Origin of the sequence: Pontibacter korlensis (assembly GCF_000973725.1) — a bacterium.
Taxonomy (GTDB): domain Bacteria; phylum Bacteroidota; class Bacteroidia; order Cytophagales; family Hymenobacteraceae; genus Pontibacter; species Pontibacter korlensis.
Map to the genome: position 1 here is coordinate 4,633,366 of NZ_CP009621.1, position 17,782 is coordinate 4,651,147.

13 protein-coding genes are annotated in these 17,782 nt (G+C 45.1%); 5 read left to right on the forward strand and 8 right to left on the reverse strand.

The window, feature by feature from the left end; genetic code table 11:
• Positions 1-31 precede the first annotated feature (31 nt).
• Positions 32-1,258 (reverse strand): MFS transporter, encoded by a 1,227-nt coding sequence (locus tag PKOR_RS19960; RefSeq protein WP_046313014.1) that lies wholly within the window; start codon positions 1,256-1,258, stop codon positions 32-34.
• A 100-nt stretch (positions 1,259-1,358) separates the two neighbouring features.
• Here PKOR_RS19960 and PKOR_RS19965 point away from each other — a divergent pair, with 100 nt between their 5' ends.
• A complete protein-coding gene (locus PKOR_RS19965; protein WP_046313018.1) occupies positions 1,359-2,243 on the forward strand; it encodes a LysR substrate-binding domain-containing protein in 885 nt (294 codons plus the stop codon).
• 421 nt (positions 2,244-2,664) lie between these two features.
• Here PKOR_RS19965 and PKOR_RS19970 read toward each other — a convergent pair whose 3' ends face one another.
• A complete protein-coding gene (locus PKOR_RS19970) occupies positions 2,665-3,528 on the reverse strand; it encodes a helix-turn-helix domain-containing protein (RefSeq protein WP_046313020.1) in 864 nt (287 codons plus the stop codon).
• A gap of 311 nt (positions 3,529-3,839) precedes the next feature.
• Between PKOR_RS19970 and hxlB the strand changes: the two genes are divergently transcribed.
• Positions 3,840-4,424, forward strand: a complete 585-nt coding sequence (gene hxlB / locus PKOR_RS19975) for a 6-phospho-3-hexuloisomerase (protein WP_046313022.1) — start codon at positions 3,840-3,842, stop codon at positions 4,422-4,424.
• Between the two features lie 41 nt (positions 4,425-4,465).
• A complete protein-coding gene (gene hxlA, locus PKOR_RS19980; protein ID WP_046313025.1) occupies positions 4,466-5,098 on the forward strand; it encodes a 3-hexulose-6-phosphate synthase in 633 nt (210 codons plus the stop codon).
• Positions 5,099-5,775: 677 nt separating this feature from the next.
• Here hxlA and PKOR_RS19985 read toward each other — a convergent pair.
• Together PKOR_RS19985 and PKOR_RS19990 are read right to left on the reverse strand one after the other, a co-directional pair.
• Positions 5,776-6,138, reverse strand: coding sequence for an MsnO8 family LLM class oxidoreductase (locus tag PKOR_RS19985; RefSeq protein WP_046314690.1), 363 nt, complete (start codon positions 6,136-6,138; stop codon positions 5,776-5,778).
• Positions 6,139-6,299: 161 nt separating this feature from the next.
• Positions 6,300-7,439, reverse strand: coding sequence for an NtaA/DmoA family FMN-dependent monooxygenase (locus tag PKOR_RS19990; RefSeq protein ID WP_046313028.1), 1,140 nt, complete (start codon positions 7,437-7,439; stop codon positions 6,300-6,302).
• Positions 7,440-7,621: 182 nt separating this feature from the next.
• Here PKOR_RS19990 and PKOR_RS19995 point away from each other — a divergent pair, with 182 nt between their 5' ends.
• The gene (locus PKOR_RS19995) at positions 7,622-7,972 is read left to right on the forward strand and encodes a winged helix-turn-helix transcriptional regulator (protein ID WP_046313030.1); all 351 of its coding nucleotides are present in this window, start codon (positions 7,622-7,624) and stop codon (positions 7,970-7,972) included.
• A gap of 80 nt (positions 7,973-8,052) precedes the next feature.
• On the opposite strand, the gene PKOR_RS20000 is transcribed toward PKOR_RS19995, so the two are convergent.
• The 3 genes from PKOR_RS20000 to PKOR_RS20010 form a co-directional block, all read right to left on the reverse strand.
• Complete coding sequence (locus PKOR_RS20000) at positions 8,053-8,823, reverse strand: CatA-like O-acetyltransferase (protein WP_071843171.1); 771 nt, start codon at positions 8,821-8,823, stop codon at positions 8,053-8,055.
• A complete protein-coding gene (locus PKOR_RS20005; protein WP_046313031.1) occupies positions 8,804-9,481 on the reverse strand; it encodes a Crp/Fnr family transcriptional regulator in 678 nt (225 codons plus the stop codon). The genes PKOR_RS20000 and PKOR_RS20005 overlap by 20 nt, the downstream gene beginning before the upstream one ends.
• A 641-nt stretch (positions 9,482-10,122) precedes the next feature.
• The gene (locus tag PKOR_RS20010) at positions 10,123-10,302 is read right to left on the reverse strand and encodes a hypothetical protein (RefSeq protein WP_148561757.1); all 180 of its coding nucleotides are present in this window, start codon (positions 10,300-10,302) and stop codon (positions 10,123-10,125) included.
• Between the two features lie 139 nt (positions 10,303-10,441).
• Between PKOR_RS20010 and PKOR_RS20015 the strand changes: the two genes are divergently transcribed.
• On the forward strand, positions 10,442-11,230 hold the full coding sequence (locus PKOR_RS20015) for an SDR family NAD(P)-dependent oxidoreductase (protein ID WP_046313035.1): 789 nt from the start codon (positions 10,442-10,444) through the stop codon (positions 11,228-11,230).
• A gap of 443 nt (positions 11,231-11,673) precedes the next feature.
• Here the strand turns inward: PKOR_RS20015 and PKOR_RS20020 are convergent, their stop codons facing one another.
• A complete protein-coding gene (locus PKOR_RS20020) occupies positions 11,674-17,442 on the reverse strand; it encodes a S8 family serine peptidase (protein WP_158453804.1) in 5,769 nt (1,922 codons plus the stop codon).
• Between the last annotated feature and the right edge of the window lie 340 nt (positions 17,443-17,782).

The window sequence follows — 17,782 nt, forward strand, 5'->3', positions numbered from 1 at the left end:
TATTAACTACGTGAACAGTATGAATGATTAATTAACTATTAATAGGCACCTTAAGTAGCACATCACTGCTTGATTCGTTTTGCTGATGCGCTACCTTCAGTATTAGTATATTGAGCATTATATTGATGAAAGCCAACGCGCAGAATGAGTAGAGAAATACTGATATGCTAAACTGCTGTATCAAAAAACCGCTTACAAAAGGCGTTAATGCCTGGGCAATCAAAGGCACGCGGGCCAGTTTTCCCACAGCAACGGCATAACCTTCCTGTCCAAATATAGCCAGGGGTAGCGTTCCCCTCAAAATAGAACGCATTCCGTTTCCCATTCCAAAAAGGATAACACCCAGAATCGCGACTGTAGGATCGAGCAAGAACAGCAGTATGCCTAAAAGTGTGACGACAGCCGAAATGACAGCTGTTTTGACAGGCTCATTTCTAGAAAACAGCAACTCCACTACCCGTACACCTGCCTGGCTAGGCCCTAGAAAAGCAACGATACCCACTATAGTTGCCATCGTCATCTTTTTATCCAGCAGAATGTCTATAAGATGAATGATAACCCCTGTTGTTAAAACGGCGCCTATTGTAAAACTGATAAGCAGTAAATAAAAGATGTTGGAGCGGAACGGCTCGTTTAAAACAGCCCCCTTATTACTTAGCTGTGGCTGTTTGGTAATCTTGTTTTCTGCTGAAGGTAAAGCAAACCGATGAATTGGAAATATGGTAACCAACAGTATAGCCGCATATATAAAACAGGAAGTACGCCACCCATAGTTACTCAGCAGAAGCGAGACAAGTGACCAGGAAATAGTAGGAGCCAGACTGGAAATCAAGGTAATCTGGACAATTACCTTACTTGTAGCCTTCCCATAATTTTTACCAAGTGTAGCAAAAAGGGCATCATACAGCCCCATTCCCATGGCTACGCCCATAATCACCCATCCCAACAGGAATACAGGAAATTGCTCCGAAAGGCCCAGAACAACCAGTCCCAGTGCCATAACCACGCCTGCATATGGCAAGACAATATTTTTCTCGTGAGTCCCTATTATCCTCCCGATCCTGGGCAACAGTAGTCCGGAGATCAACAACGACAACGAAAGCGAGCCATAAACCATTTGGTATGACCAGCCCGTATCTTTCATGATCGGCTCAGCCAAAACTGATAAAATAAAATACGAACCACCCCACAGTAGAATCTGAGCTATACCCAGCCCCACAATTTTTGTGATAGATGGCTTTAGGACTTCCAGTGACATATATACCTTCCCTACTTTCTACTAGCAAAAATCAGAAGAATGAATAAATTCGTAAAACGTTATTTTTCGATAAAACCCATCGTTAAAACCGATTTACAAAATGGAATCAAGACAACTTCGATATTTTCTGAAAGCCAAGGAGCTACTGAACTTTACAGAAGCGGCGCATAACTTACATATAAGTCAAAGCACGTTATCTCAACAGATAAAGCAATTGGAAGAAGAGCTGAATATTCCTTTGTTTAACCGAATAGGAAAGCGGGTTACACTAACAGAGGCAGGGGAATTGTTTGCGGTATATGCTGCGCAAAGTTTAAAGAAAGCAAATGATGGCTTGCTGTTGCTGAAAGACCTGAATGATTTGAATACAGGCACGATCTCTATTGGTGTTACCTACGGACTACGAAATCTACTCAAGCAGGCATTAGTACGGTTTGCCAGTAAATTTCCAAAAGTCAATGTTCGGGTGGTTTTCAGCACATCGGAAGAATTGATTGAAAAGCTAAACCAGCTTGAGTTAGACTTGATTTTAGTTTTCAATGAGTCCACTACAGATCAGCATTTTAGATACCAGCCCCTTTTTGATTCGCCAGTGACCTTGGTTACTTTCAAAGAATCTTCACTTTCCGATAAAAAATCCATCAGCCTAGAAGAACTTTCCAAAACTCCTCTGGTAATTTCGTCGAGAGGAGACAGTACGAGCCACTTTATCATCAGGGCTTTCAATAAGAGTGGCCTGAACCCTAAAGTTTCAATAGAAGTGAACGATATTCCTACCATACTGGACCTGGTGAAAACAGGGCACTGGCACGGTATTCTGGTTCAAACCAGTGTGAATGAAAAAGACTTGCTGACCACTATCCCAATCAAAGAGAAAGGTATGGTACGTACTGCGATGATCATTTCGCTGAAAGAAGCATACGAGAAGAAAGCGGTGAAAATATTTAGGGAACAGCTGATGGAGAATAACAGAAATCATGCTTAATTGGATAGGTGGAATGATCAACGATATTTTATTCTCCCTTACCCTTCTGTTAATTTAGCTGTTTATATGAGGGCATAATTGTTAACTTATCATAGCTGTTTTAGTAGCTCATGCTTTACCTCCAGTTTCATATCAATAGTATCATCTAAACAAAGCCTTGTTGCCTAAGCATAGATCCCGACATGTGAAAAAGGGAAAGTCAAAGGAGCTACTCAGGCATGAGCACACATCAAGAAGTCATCAATGGCTTATAAACTCAGCCTGAAATTCAGGGAGGCACCACCTAGTAAACTTATCTCACGTTACACCGCATCGTAAGAAACAGACAAAAAGCAGAAACAAGAAACGTTCACTTGGCGATTCCTAAGAGCTATAGCTCCAAAGGTTACATGTTATTACTAATTAAGAAATGTTCCCCACATTAAATTAAAGTGTTCGCTTTCAAAGCAATGTGGTTGTGTACCTGTTTTTTAAAATTTTCCGGTGTTTGGGCTGTGTGCTGCTTAAAAAAGCGACTGAAGTATGAGTACTCTTTAAACTCAAGCAGGTATGCTATCTCTTTAAGCGTATGATCACTGTGTATAATCTGTCGTTTTGCTTCCAGAATTACCCTGTCATGAATTAATTGCAGCCCTGTCTTTTGTAACTTTTCCTTTAATATCTGATTTAAACGTTTAGAGCTGATTCCTATCTTATCGGCATAAAAGTCTGTGTTCCTGATATGCAAGTAGTTCTCCTCTAACAATAGCATAAATTCATATACTCTTTTCTGGTTTACATCCTGCATAGTGAATTCATGCTCCTTAACCCGGATAATATTCAGGAGGAAGGCTTTTAACAAAGACTTTATGATCAGTAGGCTGTGGTTTTCACTTTGGTACTCCTCTTCCATCAGGTCATACACCTTGCAAAGTTGATCAGATAATTCTTTACTAACCTTCAGGAAAGAGTATTCACCCTGTACATTAAATATTTTAAAAACATCCAGAGAGAACTCTTTAGCCTCTTCATCCAATAGATCTCTTTTAAAAGATAACAAAACGCCTTTTTTACCTGCCTTGTTTAGCTGATGCACCCGATAGGGTGGCAACAGGTAGATCCAATGTCCTTTTTGTGGTTGACCTTCATCTTTTAGAGCATGTAAAGGATATTCGTTCTTTAGCCAGACTACTTCAAAAAACTCCTTTCTGCCAGGATCATTTAAATAGCTTGGCGGGCAATTAGCAAGATTTCTTATATAGATAAGTGAATTGTTCAGCTCATCTGTTACTTTTTCTTTCATCATTTATTATTCTGCTTATCCGTATCCGTTAGTTCATCCCCTCCGGGCAATATAGATTACAACGGAATAACTAATCTGCCACCTCATGTACAAGCAGATTAAAAAGTGTCGCAAAAGTACAGTTTCATTTAATATACATAGCCAGCTGTATCGGTACAACTAAGTTACAACTACAAAGTTTCTAAATAGTCCAACACATTGCGCTGATTGTATAAGAGCAGCCTTAATCCTCTGGCCTACCTTTGTAACAGCTTACAGAAAGTAATTAAAAAAGCTTACGCACAGCTCATTGTATTAACCAAACCTACTACCACGTGATAAAGGCAAACGGTCAGGATTTAGCAGCTTCTCTAAAGAGCAATTTTGCGCTTATTTTAGAAGAAAATCGAAAGCTAGCTGATAAGATAGCGTATAGTGAAGTCGCGAAAATTATACCCTTCATTCAAGATGCTGAACGAATTTTCATAGTGGGTGCAGGACGATCGGGGCTTTCTTTACATTCGGCTGCCATGCGCCTCATGCACCTGGGACTTTCCGTTTTTGTGGTTGGAGAAACTACAACACCAGCTATCAGGAAGGGAGATTTGCTTTTGGCAGCATCAGGATCCGGCACCACAAGCTCTATAGTAAAAGCGGCAGAGAAAGCGGTTAGTTCCGGCGCTAAAGTGGTGGCACTTTCTACTACAGCCAACTCACCCTTAGCAACACTGGCTGCACATGTTGCAGTTGTTCCGGCTGCACAAAAGCAGGACCATGGCACCACCGTTTCAGAGCAATACGCTGGCAGCTTATTTGAGCAGGCCATCCTACTTCTGACGGATGCCATCTTTCAAACCCTATGGGGCATAGACAAAACGCCTGCTGAGGAGCTCTGGAAGCGGCATGCAAACCTTGAATAACAATCCAGAAAAATTCCTTTTAAAATATAAAAGATAGAATAATGACAAAATTACAAGTAGCAATAGACTTATTAACAACAGCTGACGCTTTGGCTCTTGCAGAAAAAGTAGCTCCATATATCGACATCATTGAGTTAGGTACTCCCCTGATCAAGAGCGAAGGTTTATCAGTTATCACTGCGATGAAAAATGCTTTCCCGGAAAAAATTGTTTTTGCTGATTTTAAAACTGCAGATACTGGTGCTCTTGAGGCAGAAATGGCATTTAAGGCTGGTGCTGATTTGGTTACTGTGCTGGCAACAACGGGTAATGCAACCATAGAAGGCGCTGTTAAAGCTGCTAAACAATATGGTAAAGGAGTTGTAGTTGACACCATTGGAGAGTCAGACCGTGTAAAGCGTGCACAGGAAGTTACAGCCTTGGGTGTTGAGTTCGTAGAATTACATGCAGGCCTTGACGAGCAAGCACAACCAGGATATTCTATTCAGGTACTGATTGATGAGGCAGCTCGTGTTGGTGTACCAGTTTCAATTGCAGGAGGTGTAAACGTAAATAACATAGCAGCTGTAAAGCAAGTAGGTGTTGTAGTTGCTGTGGCTGGTGCATCGCTTTACGGTGCCCCAGATCCAGCTGCTGCTGCCAAAGCTTTGCGCGAAGCACTTGATGCTGCTTAACAACTTTTATTTACCGAAACACTTAAAAATAATGAAAGAGATTTATCACTACTCTTTCACCTCAAAATACTTACTAACGGCCATTAAATCACTGTGGATAAAGTTCGATAATTCAGCCCTTCGGGCTGCACGAAAAGCCTTCAGCTAACGCTGTAGGCTTTTTTATGCTCTTCGGACGCTAAATTCCGTAGCTATTTTACCTCTTTCAGCAGGTCTGCTGAAAGAGGTAAAATAGCTGTAGAGTTCCCCTTTTAGAGTATTGCTCCTCCCCTGCCATATCCATGAATTAAATCTCTTTGAACATTGCTACTCCTCCATCTTACTAGTCAAATCCTCCTTTTGATTTATGAGACGGAAAATTTGGACATCGCTATAGTACTTTACCCTTCAAACTCCCTCCTATTATCAAATGCACCGTTTGCTGAGGCACCTGTTTCAGTTCTAAACAAATGTGACTCGTCCTGAAAAAGTTGACAACCCTGCTCTATCCTGCTCCCTAAGCATAGAAGGGGCATAATCCGTTGTTTAATTTCTTTTTTACCTGTCTTCGTTTATTTCCGTCATGATCTCTGCAAAGTGTCTAGTAGATTTTAAACGGTCATTCATACTGTACATGGTGGAGATAGTTATCAATTCATCCACTCCCGTTTCTTCCAGAAATTCCTGAATTTGCTTCTTTATTGCTGATCCGTACCCGGCGCCCTGCCAAGGCCTAAATCAATGCGGTTAGGGTATAAGTGGGCTAGGGTTCCAAACTGTTCAGCTATAATCAGGGGAGAGTGGTTGGGCAGCATGATACCACCTGAGCCGATCCTGATGGTAGATGTGTTCTCTGCCACGTAACCCATGAGCAGTGATGTGGCGCTACTGCCAATATTATCTGAATTATGATGCTCTGCAAACCAGATGCGTTTGTAACTATATGCCTCCGCTTCTTTTGCCAATGCCAATGAATTGTGCAGGGGCTGTTGTATGGTCTCTCCCTGCGATACAATGGCAAGTTCTAAAATGGAGTATGCTGTTTTTATGTTCCATAATATTTAATGCTTTCTTAGTACTTATTCGTTTCTGTTTATCTAGTACACCTATATACTAACCAGGTAGTTATACTAACCAGGTAGTCCGAAAGTCAAGTGCAAGTCAAATAAAACCATTTCAGTTTTCCAGCAGCAACCGAGCGATTGATGGCAACTACTTCTCCTCAGTTCTTTTGGTATGCTACCTTTCTGAAAGCTGGCTTGGGCAACTCTAAATTACCTCGAAGTGTATCAGATTCGTACTCGGTGCGGAATATGCCACGTTCCTGCAAAATAGGTACGACCAGCTCAATAAAATCCCGCAAGCCGTGGGGATGGTCCTGGCGAAGAATCAACATATCCATTGCTCCCTGTTCGTACCATTGCTGTACCTGATCGGCCACTTTTTCGGCTGAGCCAAAAAACAGGGAACGCGGGAGGCTGTTGTTGGGGATTAACCGCAACAGCTCCAGGTATTTTTCCAGGGCTTCCTGTTCTGTTCTGCCAACGATCGGGTTTTGTGAGATGGACACGATAAAATCCTCCGGCCTCCTGCCTTTTTGAACTAACTGCCGTCTTAATTCCTTGGCGATTGCCACTGTTTCTTCCAGTGTATTGCCATGGGTAAAGACACCGTCTGTGTAGCTTGTGGCATGATCCATAAACGTTTGAGACATACCAGCTGTGTATAGCACCGGCCGCCCCTGAACGGAACGGCTAATATTCAATGGCCCGTCTACCTGGAAATATTTCCCCCGGTAATTCACCGTATGCATTTTTCGGGGATCTAAGAATATGCCGCTTTCTTTATCCCGGATGAAGGCATCATCTTCATAGGTATCCCACAACCCCAACACGATCTCCATAAACTCTTTGTTCATGGGGTATTGGTCTGCCTTACCGAGATGCCCGCGGCTGAAATTGACCATACCTCCCGGGTTTGAGGTGATGGCGTTTAAGGACGCACGGCCTTTGCTTATCTTATCCAACGAGAGAATTTGCCGGGCAGCACTGTAGGGATCTGCATAAGAGGTTGAAATGGTAACCGAAAGTCCTATGTTTTTGGTGTGCGTACTGAGGGCAGACATGACGGAGACACCCTCAAACATACTCAGGTAATGCGGGATATTTCCCGGGCCTACATGGCTCACGTCTACCAGAAAGAGTGTATCAAACTTGGCTGCTTCGGCAAGCTTAGCCTGTTGAATATAAAAATCAATATTCTCGCTGGCATCAGCAGGCATATCGGGGTGCTGCCAGCCCACGTAATTCCATCCCAGCCCATCAATATTGGCCGCCAGCTTTAACTTTTTTCTATTTTCCATATCAATAATTATTGATGCCAGTTTTTACACATGCTGAAATTTCTCTATGGGTGAGTATTGAGTTTCTCTGTTTGAAGCATCAAAAAAGGCTCTGAATAATCTGTTGCAAAGTTAGGACTTATTACTTTCCTTTGTATAGTGCTTTCCCAAAGGAAAGTGGAATAGTTTAAAATAGAAGAGCCATGGCTAATAAAATGGGATACCTGTCATGCCTGGACACGGTAAAGCCGGTGCGGGACGCGATCGACGTAATTAATGGCAAATGGAAATTGCCTATCATCATCTCTGTGATGACTGGTAATGAGCGGTTCACCGATATACAGGAAAGTATACCCGGAATTACACCAAAGGTGCTGGCCAAGGAGCTGAAGGACCTGGAGCAGCACCAACTCATCAAGCGGGTGGTGGTAGAGGATTACCCGGTGAAGATCCTGTATAAGCCGGAACCCTATGCCGATACCTTAGTTCCTATCATCGATGCCTTGAAGGTATGGGGGATGAACCACCGGAAGAAGATTTTTGAAAAGGAGTAGTCTTGAGGCAAAACAGAGAAGCAAATGAAGCAGCCTTTTTGTTTTGTGGGAAGCTCACATGTAGCTACACGTCGTACCTGTTAGCCGACCTTCTTCATGCTGCCGGAGCTTTGGCTACCGTTCATCAATAAACTTACAAACCGCTGTACCAGCGCCATCGGCTTCACCTGTTTAGGAACCTTTACTGCCGCCGGGAATTTCCTGGAGACACCGTACGTGTTGATAGAACCCTGCAAATTTTCCAGGAACAAGTGGATGTGGTATCCATCCATCAGCGCGTGATGCACCTGAATGCTGAGGGGGAGTATGACCCGCTTATCTCTGAACTCCAGCTTGCCGAAAGCCAGTTTTGGAATGGAGTCACTTGAATCACCTGTGCACGCATGCTCTAAACCGTTAAACTTAAACCACGGCAGCCTAGTGGCATGAATCAGGTCAGGACCATTGTAGCCACTGAACAGTGCATCGCTCTCCTTTACCTCCTCTATAATGGCTAAGGACTGCCTGCAAAACGTTTGAAGATCAGGGTGGTGTGGCAGGTGTACAAAAGAGACTGTTTTATTCGCTTTGAGAATGGTCGTGGACATATCAACCGCTTCATATTTAACGACTTCGTCGCCTTCTAACCTAAGCAAAAAGCTATCCGTGTTGCGGATAGCCTCAGTGGCTGCATGCAGATAGGCCAGCGACACGGAGAGGCCCTCCCACCTGGCATAATGATACAGACTGGTCATATCTATTTCAGTGTGTACGTTAAAGAATGGCTGCGAAAAGGACCTGAAGAAGTGAAAGTGCTCCTCCCGCGCCCAGCCTTTGGTCTCGAACCTGGTTTTACTGTATTGTGTTTTCATATGCATGTATTTTTTGCTGCAGCAACTGCAGGTTAATTTCTTTTATGATCGTTTGCTGTATCCGAATGATATGCTCTTCTTCCAACTGTGCCAGCAACCTGTTCAGGTTGCGGGTAGAGGTGCCAAGCGCCTCAGCTAAAAGTGCCTTAGATATGCGTAGCTCATTTAGTTTAGAGAATTCCCGGAGCACGACCATCAAAGAATAGAAGAGCTTGTTTGTGCTCTGGATCGCTGCCATTTGGGAAGTGTTGAGCAGTTTTGAGATCACATTCTGGTGGATGAGCAGGTTGAATTCGGGCTCCTGCGAAAGCATGTTCAGAAATTGCTCAGGCTTGATCTTCCAGAAGGTGCAGCTGCTCACGGTTTCTACGGTTCCGAAGTGGTGCATGTTCATAATGGCTTCCACATCGCCCAATACTTCGCCCCGATCGAATATACCCAATGAGTAAGCCTGGCCGAGGGATGTGGTGCGAACCACTTTAACCAAACCCGACTGGAGTATGAAAACACCGTGTGGTGCAGCATCCTGCTTTAGTAGCTGGTATAGTGGCTTGTACTTCTCAGTGCTAATCTCATACTTTTCCATTAGTTGAAGGTGCGCCTGCATGTAACGCGTAATGGCTGCTCTGTACTCGGTTAACATGTTATATTCTTGCATACTACAAAGTTACATCAAACAGCAGGCTGCTTGAAAGGACATTTGTCCTGCCCGGCAAAATTGTTTTATCATAACTTTAGTTGCTTATAGCTCCATGTAGCTAAAAGCCGTACCTATAAGCTTTAGATGAACTCAAAGAAAGGAGTATGAACAGATAGCCTTAGTGGTGGGTGTGAGCGGGATTACGGGTAGCAACCTGGCAAAAAACCCGGTAAAGAAATCAAGGTAAATCTGCAGGAACAGGGAACAGGTTACTTCTCCAACTCCGGAAATGGGAAAGCGCAGTGATAAGTGCATCAACCGCACCTTTGATACCGGCAGCGAACGCTAATAATGCCAGAGTAACGATTCGCAACGTCCAGGCACAGACGGATCCTGTTGAACAAACCTGCCGTTATCGGGACTTCAAAAAAACTGCACTATCTATCCGGCTCATCATAACCCAACTGTAGGTGCCTGCGTATAAAAGCACGGCTAAAAGTTGAAAAGTTTTCTTAAAAACTGATCATAAAAGAAAGGCTCCTCATCCCGAGGGCCTTTTCTTTTTTACAGCCCATGTGCTCCTTTATGATAAGTAGGGACCAGACTTGCCTATCCTCTTGTATAGACAGTTGCCCCGGCACTCACAGCTTTGATCGCGCCTAAAGAGGCAGGCCTGTGGATGCGAACTCTACTACTAGTTTCGTCAGCTGTCTTAGCTCCATTGCCTTCGCTGACCCTGGCAAGGCATCCAGCAAGTCTTCTATCCGGGAAGCTACCCCATCATACTCCTGCGGCGTCTGCATAAGGTTGCCTTCCGTTAAACCTCCGAAGTACTTCACCAAAAGCCTATCTCAAGGAATGCAAAGCACCTGGGAGGAAGAACTGATTCTTTACCCTGGTAAACCCAAAGCGAAAGTTAGATAGTAAAACCTCAGACTCCTGGTCACGTTTCAAGTTAAGAAAGCAAAGTGTTTACCTATGGACCTTACAAATAAAAAAGTGCTGATCACCGGCGGTAGTGCCGGAATAGGAAAATCTGTGATTCAGGAGTTGGTGCAACGGGGAGTGCGGGACTTTGCCGTGATGGGCAGAAGACAGGAGGCGCTGGACGCGCTGAAGTCTGAGTTTCCCAGCGCTAACTTTCTCACCATTCAGGGCAATGTGGCCAAAATAGACGACCTGGACAAAGGCGTCTCCACAATATCAGAGGCTTGGGACGAGCTGGACATCCTCATCAACAACGCCGGGGTGGTAAGCGCCGGCTTGCTCTCCGACTTGAGCGATGAGGACATCATCAACCAGATCAACATTAACGTGACAGGCTTGATCCTGCTGACAAAGAAGGCCCTGCCGCTCCTGATAAAGAGCAAGGAAGGCGCCATCATGAATATATCCTCCGGCTACGGGTACATCGCCATGCCATTCTACAGCGTGTACGCTGCCACGAAGGCGGCCGTGGGGCAGTTTTCCGACGCCATGCGCAGGGAGCTGCACCAGTACCCGATCCATGTGATGACCGTGTACCCCTCGGCCACCGACACTGACATGATGAAGACAGCAGTCGTAAGCAACATGGACACACCCGAAGAGGTGGCCAAGGCCTCCGTGGAGGGACTTCTCAAGAGGGAGATCAACGTGATCCTCGGCGGAAAAGAGCGAGAGGAGCAGGTAAAGGTGAACTTTCTAGAGCCAAGAAAAATCGATGCCTTTGCCGCCGCCAACTTCGAAGCATTGCGGGAAAGGACGAAGCAGCACCGGTCCATGTAAACGGCTGCAGGAAGTTGAGCAATACATGCCCCTTGCAAATGAAGATCGCCACGCACAACGTCAACGAAATCAATGCTAGCTTGCTGTGCTCCTCCTTGGGTCTACTACTTCAAAAAAGCCGTTCCACATCAAATGGAGCGGCTTTTTTGGTTCGATAAGTTCCTCTTGATTCTTTTTAGGAATCATTTAAATAGGAAAAACACGCACACCTTCTACATCTTCCGCCTCTTTTTCAACTGCTAGTTATAATTCATATTCCTTCACCTCCGCTTCCGGCACAAAGAATCTCAGTGGGTTAAACTCACCCAAGACCTCGTCTGCCGCGACCCGTATTTACCAGTTCTTACCGGTAAACATGGGCGTAGACGCACACTAAATCGCCCAAGCCACAGCGTTTTTCCAGCCATTGCCCTTGCGGCTCATACTCTGTAATAGCAGAAGATTTACTGTTGAACTATTACTCTTTGACTGTAATTGCTGGTTTTGCACTGAACCTGCAGCATATAAACACCGGCAGCAGCAGTTGATATATCAACTTGGAGTTCACGATCATCTAACATGCTCTTTTTACCTTCGTAAATTACTTTCCCAGTCATATCCAAGATGCGCACGTTCACTATGTCCGGTTTTAAACCGGTAAAGGTAATATGGAGAAGACCATTTCCTGGGTTAGGATATACTTTCAAACTGGTCACCAACTCCACCTCTGTCACTTTGATTTCTTCCGACATTTCAGAAGAGCAGCCGCTAGCGTTGGTAACCAAAACCTGATAAACCCCAGGTTCCACAGCTTCATAAACAGAACCAGTAGCTCCAGGTATGGCAATGTTATTTCGGAACCATTGGTTACCAGTAGCCGCACCGGAAGTAAGAGTGATATCATCACGATACACCCATGGCTTATCTGGCAATGGATTTACAGTTACTCGTACTTCTGGGGAAGTTGCAGCACAACCATCGCTATTCGTTACACTAACAGTATAGCTGCCACTTTCAGCAACAGTGATAGCACGTGTTGTAGCACCATTAGACCACAGGTAACTGTTACCTTCTGAGGCTGTTAAAACCACAGTGTTGCCTTGGCAGAAAGTTACGGGACCACTGGCAGTAATGTGTGCTACCGGTAAGGCATTAACGCTTACTACTACCGCCTCGGAAGCAGTAGCACAACCGTTGTTGTTAGTAACTGTAACAGTATAATTTCCGGCAGTACCCGTTTCAATCGTGCGTGTAGTAGCTCCGTTTGACCAGAGGTAAGTATACCCGTCCCCGGCAGGGGCGCTTAGCCCAACCTTTTCGCCTTCACACAAAATTGTAGAACCATCCGCAGCAATACGGGCTGCCGGTAATGGATTAACCTTTATTACTACAGCCTTGGATGTGGTTGTACAGTTTGCAGCATTCGTAACTGTAACGGTGTACTCCCCGGGAGTGCTTACTTCAATGGAACGGGTAGTGGCGCCATTTGACCATCTGTAAGTCAAACCGTCACCCGCCATTGCCGATAATGTAACCTTCTCTCCCTCACAGAGGGTTGCTGAGCCAGCTATAGTAACAGCATCATCAGGCAGGACCTGTACATTAATTTCTTTGGTGGTAACAATAACACCGCTGCAGCTGTCATAGGCTTTCAAAGTTACCTTATAAGTCCCTGCTGCAGCATAAACAGCCACAGGATTAACCGCTGTAGAGGTTGTGGTAACAGCACCTTCTAAGAGCCATTCGTAACGGACAGCCCCAACGGTAGAAGAGGCATCTAACTGCACCTGCTGACCAACACACACAGACTCAGAACTTATCGTGAAGTTTGCTGCCAGAGGAGTAAGAGTTTGTGTAACGGCAGGTTGAATGTACAGGGCTATATTGGCCATGCCTGGCCGTACAGTTCCAAAAGAGGCCCAGTTATTCTGACTGTCCTGAGTCCACGCTGTACCAGGCGAAGGCTCGCTATTGTCATTGTGCACAATGGCCACAGAGTTGCCCCCTTCTGTGTTCAGCAAAACACCTGCAAAGAAACTACCTGTCAGCCGTACTGGTGTATCGAACACTACATCGGTCACATGCCCGGTAGCTACATCGGCTGCAACGTCAGCCAATTTCACCTCTTTTGAAGCCAATATGCTACGGGGTTCACCACTGCTTGCATCAACATCCCAGACAGCTACTGTTATCGTTGCATCTGGACTGACAGCAGCAGCGAAGCCAAATTTGACCTCAACACCTGTAACATATGCATCTGGACGATCAAAGTTAAAGTAGTTAGCTTTAGCTTTGTCGCCTTGCTTATTATTCCCCGTAATGTATCCATCATCAGTGGTGGTCAGTGACTCAATTCCTTTGAAGGGATAGTTCAAGTTGTGGCACAACGTATTTTGAACAACAATATAGTCTTCTTTAACCAAGGCCTCTGATACCCTTTCAGTTTGGGTGCTTTTAGCTTTTAACGATACCTTATACTTACCAGGCGTGCTATAAACTACATCAGGAGATTTCAGGGTAGATGAAGCGGGCTCCCCTCCTTCAAATTCCCATTCGAACACATCTGCATTTTTAGATAAGTTCAGGAATGTGACTGTTTCTCCTGGTATAACCTCTGTAATATTGGCGGAAAAATCAGCCGCCGGAAAATCTTCCACTTGCAGGCTTACCTCTACAGTGGTCAGCGGCTGATTCGGATCATTGGTCATGACCTGAATCTTACCTTTATACTTGCCTTTCTTTAGACCGGCTGCATTAACTGTAATTTCATTTTGTAGGCTCTCCCCCCCAGCTACCTGGCCAGTGCCTGGAGACACATTTAGCCATTGTGGCATTTCCAGAGCTCTGATGAGATAGGTACTGGATACAAAACTTCCACCCGCACTTTCCAGTGAACTCCAGCTTGAACCATCGGGACTGTAAAAGTTACGCCCCGGATTAGGTGTATTGGTATGATATCCCTGAGGTTGGTTGATACCGCTGTAATAAAATACAACCCAGATTACGTCTCCCTGCTTAAACTGCTTAGGATGCTGTAGCGGTAGCGTAACCAAGGCTCCACCGACAGCTGAAGCTGGTGCTTCAAAATTTTGCTCTAAAAGCAAGGTGCCCGCTGTTGGCGAATTCCCTCCTTTGTAAACCTTCAGGCTCATAGTCTTGTCACCGGCAACCTCCGTGCGTATAAAATTCTGTAGATGTGTCAGGTTAAAAGTGGCTGTCTTTACATCAAACCTAAGGGCTGTATGGATGTAAGGATACTGTGAGCCAAATCCCAGGTAACTGTCCGGATTTCGATTGGCGTCATAGCTAATTGTAGAGAGTGGATCGACAAGCGCCTGCAGTGCATAACTCAGCTCAGCTTCACCATTATTTTGAATACTCACCGCCTCTGTTGCCGTGGTTTCGCCCTTAGGCTCCAGCTCAAAGTACATAAATGGAGGTGTTACAATGGCAGCCGGCGCCGAAACGACATTCGCCACAACAGGAACAGTTACAGTACTGGCCGCAGGACCATTGGTGCTTAAAGTGATCGATCCGTTCAATACACCTTTTCGGGACGGCGTAAATGTGACAGGTATCTCTTTCCGGCTGCCAGGTGCAAGGGAAATAGTCGATTGCAGCTTAACTATGAAATCTGTCGCTGCAAAAGCTTCTGAATTCAACGTTTCTGCTTTGATGGTCATGGTGGCTGCCCCAGTATTGGCAACAACAAGCGAAACGGTATGGCTGGCACCAACAAAAAGGGTTCCAAAGCTTATTTCCTTCGGTTCCATCGCAAGTTTGGCCTGACCACCCCTAACCGTTAAAGTCACGGGTCTGTCCATGACCGGGTTGAACGGATCATTGCTTGCAAAGGAAACGTTCGTGTGATAAACACCATCAGGCACGTTGGTTACATCAAAAGCCATGTGAACATCTGCTCTCTGCCCAGGCTCCAAGTAACCTGACACCGGTTCCAGGGATATCCAGTTCGCATTGGCAACGCGTACCTTGAAGGCAGACTTCGCCAGAAACGAGGCTAACGTCTGTGCATCTTCATAACTGCTTCCGTTGTTTGTACTCACGTAGAACGTATTTGGCATATAGTCTACAACATCAAACCCTTGGGGATAATCCAACCCATTGGGCAAAACAAACGCTACCCAGAATGTTTCGCCGGGTGCGAACTGCCGTGGTGTCTGCAGCTGAAAGTTAAAAAGTCTGCCACCTGCCGGTACAGCCCTGGTAAAGGTTTCAGAAGATATTAACGTGGCATTTGCCGGGTTTGTCCCCCCCTTCAGGATGCGGATACCAATAGGAAGGCTCGCGGTTGTAGTACTGCTGTTCAAAAAATTCTGAACGTGTGTAAGGCTAAATCCCTTTGCTCCCGCTGTGAATTTTACAGCAGTAATAAAGCCACTGCCTCCAAGGCCAACAGCGTCATCGGCTGTTGGCTGCTGCTTATCATAAGCAGAGACATTATTTCCGGCAACAGGCACCAGAGCGGCGTTGTAGTTCAGACGAGCTGTTCCTTGATTGGTAAGGGTAAAACTCCTGGAGATGGTACTACTGTTGGTGCGATCCAAGCCAAGGTTATAAAAGTTTGGGGTTATATGTATAAATGGTGCAGCCAGTGTTGAAGAACTTACCACATTTGAAATGGGCGAGGAATTCCCATAAAATGATTTAGATACTATGGCAAAATAATATGTAGTGCTAGGCACCAGTCCTTGTACTACAAGCTTTTGTATTCGCCCAGGCTGATCCGGAAAAATGTTATTTTTTAATTTTGTAGCTTCCTCAAAGTTAGCCACTGTGATTGGCTCCGTGGAATACCTGATGTCGTATAAGGAGGCAGCAGAGCCATCAGCACCAGGTGCTGTCCATTGTACTTCTAACTCAGCCTGCCCGGCCCGGACCACCTGCAGATTAGTTATGGCTGTTGGGGCTACTGTGTTAGCTATACCTTTTATGGCCTGTATCGCACGGAATGCGTTGATGCGACCAGCACCCAGTTTACCGGCCCACAAGGGGGACTGGTTTGGGATGTTATCGATAGGATCTGCTGTGCTTTTCAGAAGTTGCGTAACAGCTTGGGGTGTCAGGCTAGGGTTTTCAGACAGCATCAAAGCAATTTGACTGGCAACCATTGGGCAGGCCATGGATGTACCGCTGTAAAAAGTATAAGCACCACTTATACCATCTGGAGCGGTTACAGTACTTAGAATACCTGAGCCAGGAGCCGATATATCCACCCAGCTGCCGTAGTTGGAGAAGCTGCTTTTCAGATCGTTGGCATCTGTACTGGCAACCGCTATCACATTATCGTAAGCAGCTGGATACATTTTAACCTCTGTATTAGAATTTCCGGCTGCAGCCACAAACACTACCCCGTTGGCTGTTGCTTCGTTAATAATATTCTGTATCGTCTGGCTATAGCCTCCGCCGCCAAACGACATACTAATAACTCTTGCTCCCTGGTTGACAGCATAGATAATACCTTCGGCTGCATATTCAATCGCTCGGGAAGTTGGGGCAGAATCGCGGGTGCATTTTACACCTATGATACTTACTTTATTGTTACTGATAGCCGCAACTCCCACTCCATTGTTTGTAACTGCGCCGGCAATACCGGCACAATGGGTCCCGTGTGAAAAGTTGCCAACCCCAGCTTTGTTTGCACCTGATGATGGCGGCCTTGGGTCATCATCGTTATCCGCCACATCGTAACTTTTAGCTATGTTAACGTTGGTAGCTAAGTCCGGGTGTGAAATCAGAACGGCATCATCCACAATGGCCAGCAAAGTCTTGGAGCTACCGGTGTGGATACCAAAAGCTTCCGCAGCTTTTGTCTTGTGCAGAGCATACTGTTTATTCGTAAGATACTCCGGGTCATTAGGCGACTGCAGTGCCACGTAATATGGGACACGTTCAACATACTCTACCTCAGGTAATGCTTCTAACTCTTGCATCAGCAGTTGCAGATTGCCGCTGTTTTCCAACATCACCTGATAGGCTTTCTGGTCCCTCTCCCCTTTTTGGATTCGTGGAAGTTCAGCTACTGAAGTCGCCTGATGGCCTAACAGCATACTACTAAGTTTACCACCATCTTTTACTTTAGGATCCTTTCCTCTGGTTTCAAAAGTCTGCAGCTTTCCATTTTGTCCCTCTTTTAGCTTTATAAAAAGCCTGTCTGGCCAATAATCCGGAAAACTAAAACTCCTCTGGCTTTTACTATATGATGCTTCTCCCACAATGGGATTTTGTAGTGCCGGGCTTGCCGCTTTATTCTTATCTGATAAAAGAACCTGGCCACCTGAATGACTTGACTCAGATGTTCGTGTTCCATTGTAATTCTGAAAAACATTTTTTTGGGCAAAAGCGTGCCCTGTCATAACCATCAACAAGCACAGCAGTAGAGTTTTATTCATATAATAACAGAAGTAGCAAGAAACTATCTTGATATAATAAATCCTATTGCAAATGATTTATAATGGTAAAAAGTTCGTTTTGAATTCAAACATAACAATTTCACTAAAATAACTTTTTACAAAAAAAATACAAGTTCATTTTTCCTAGCATCCGGGTGTCTGT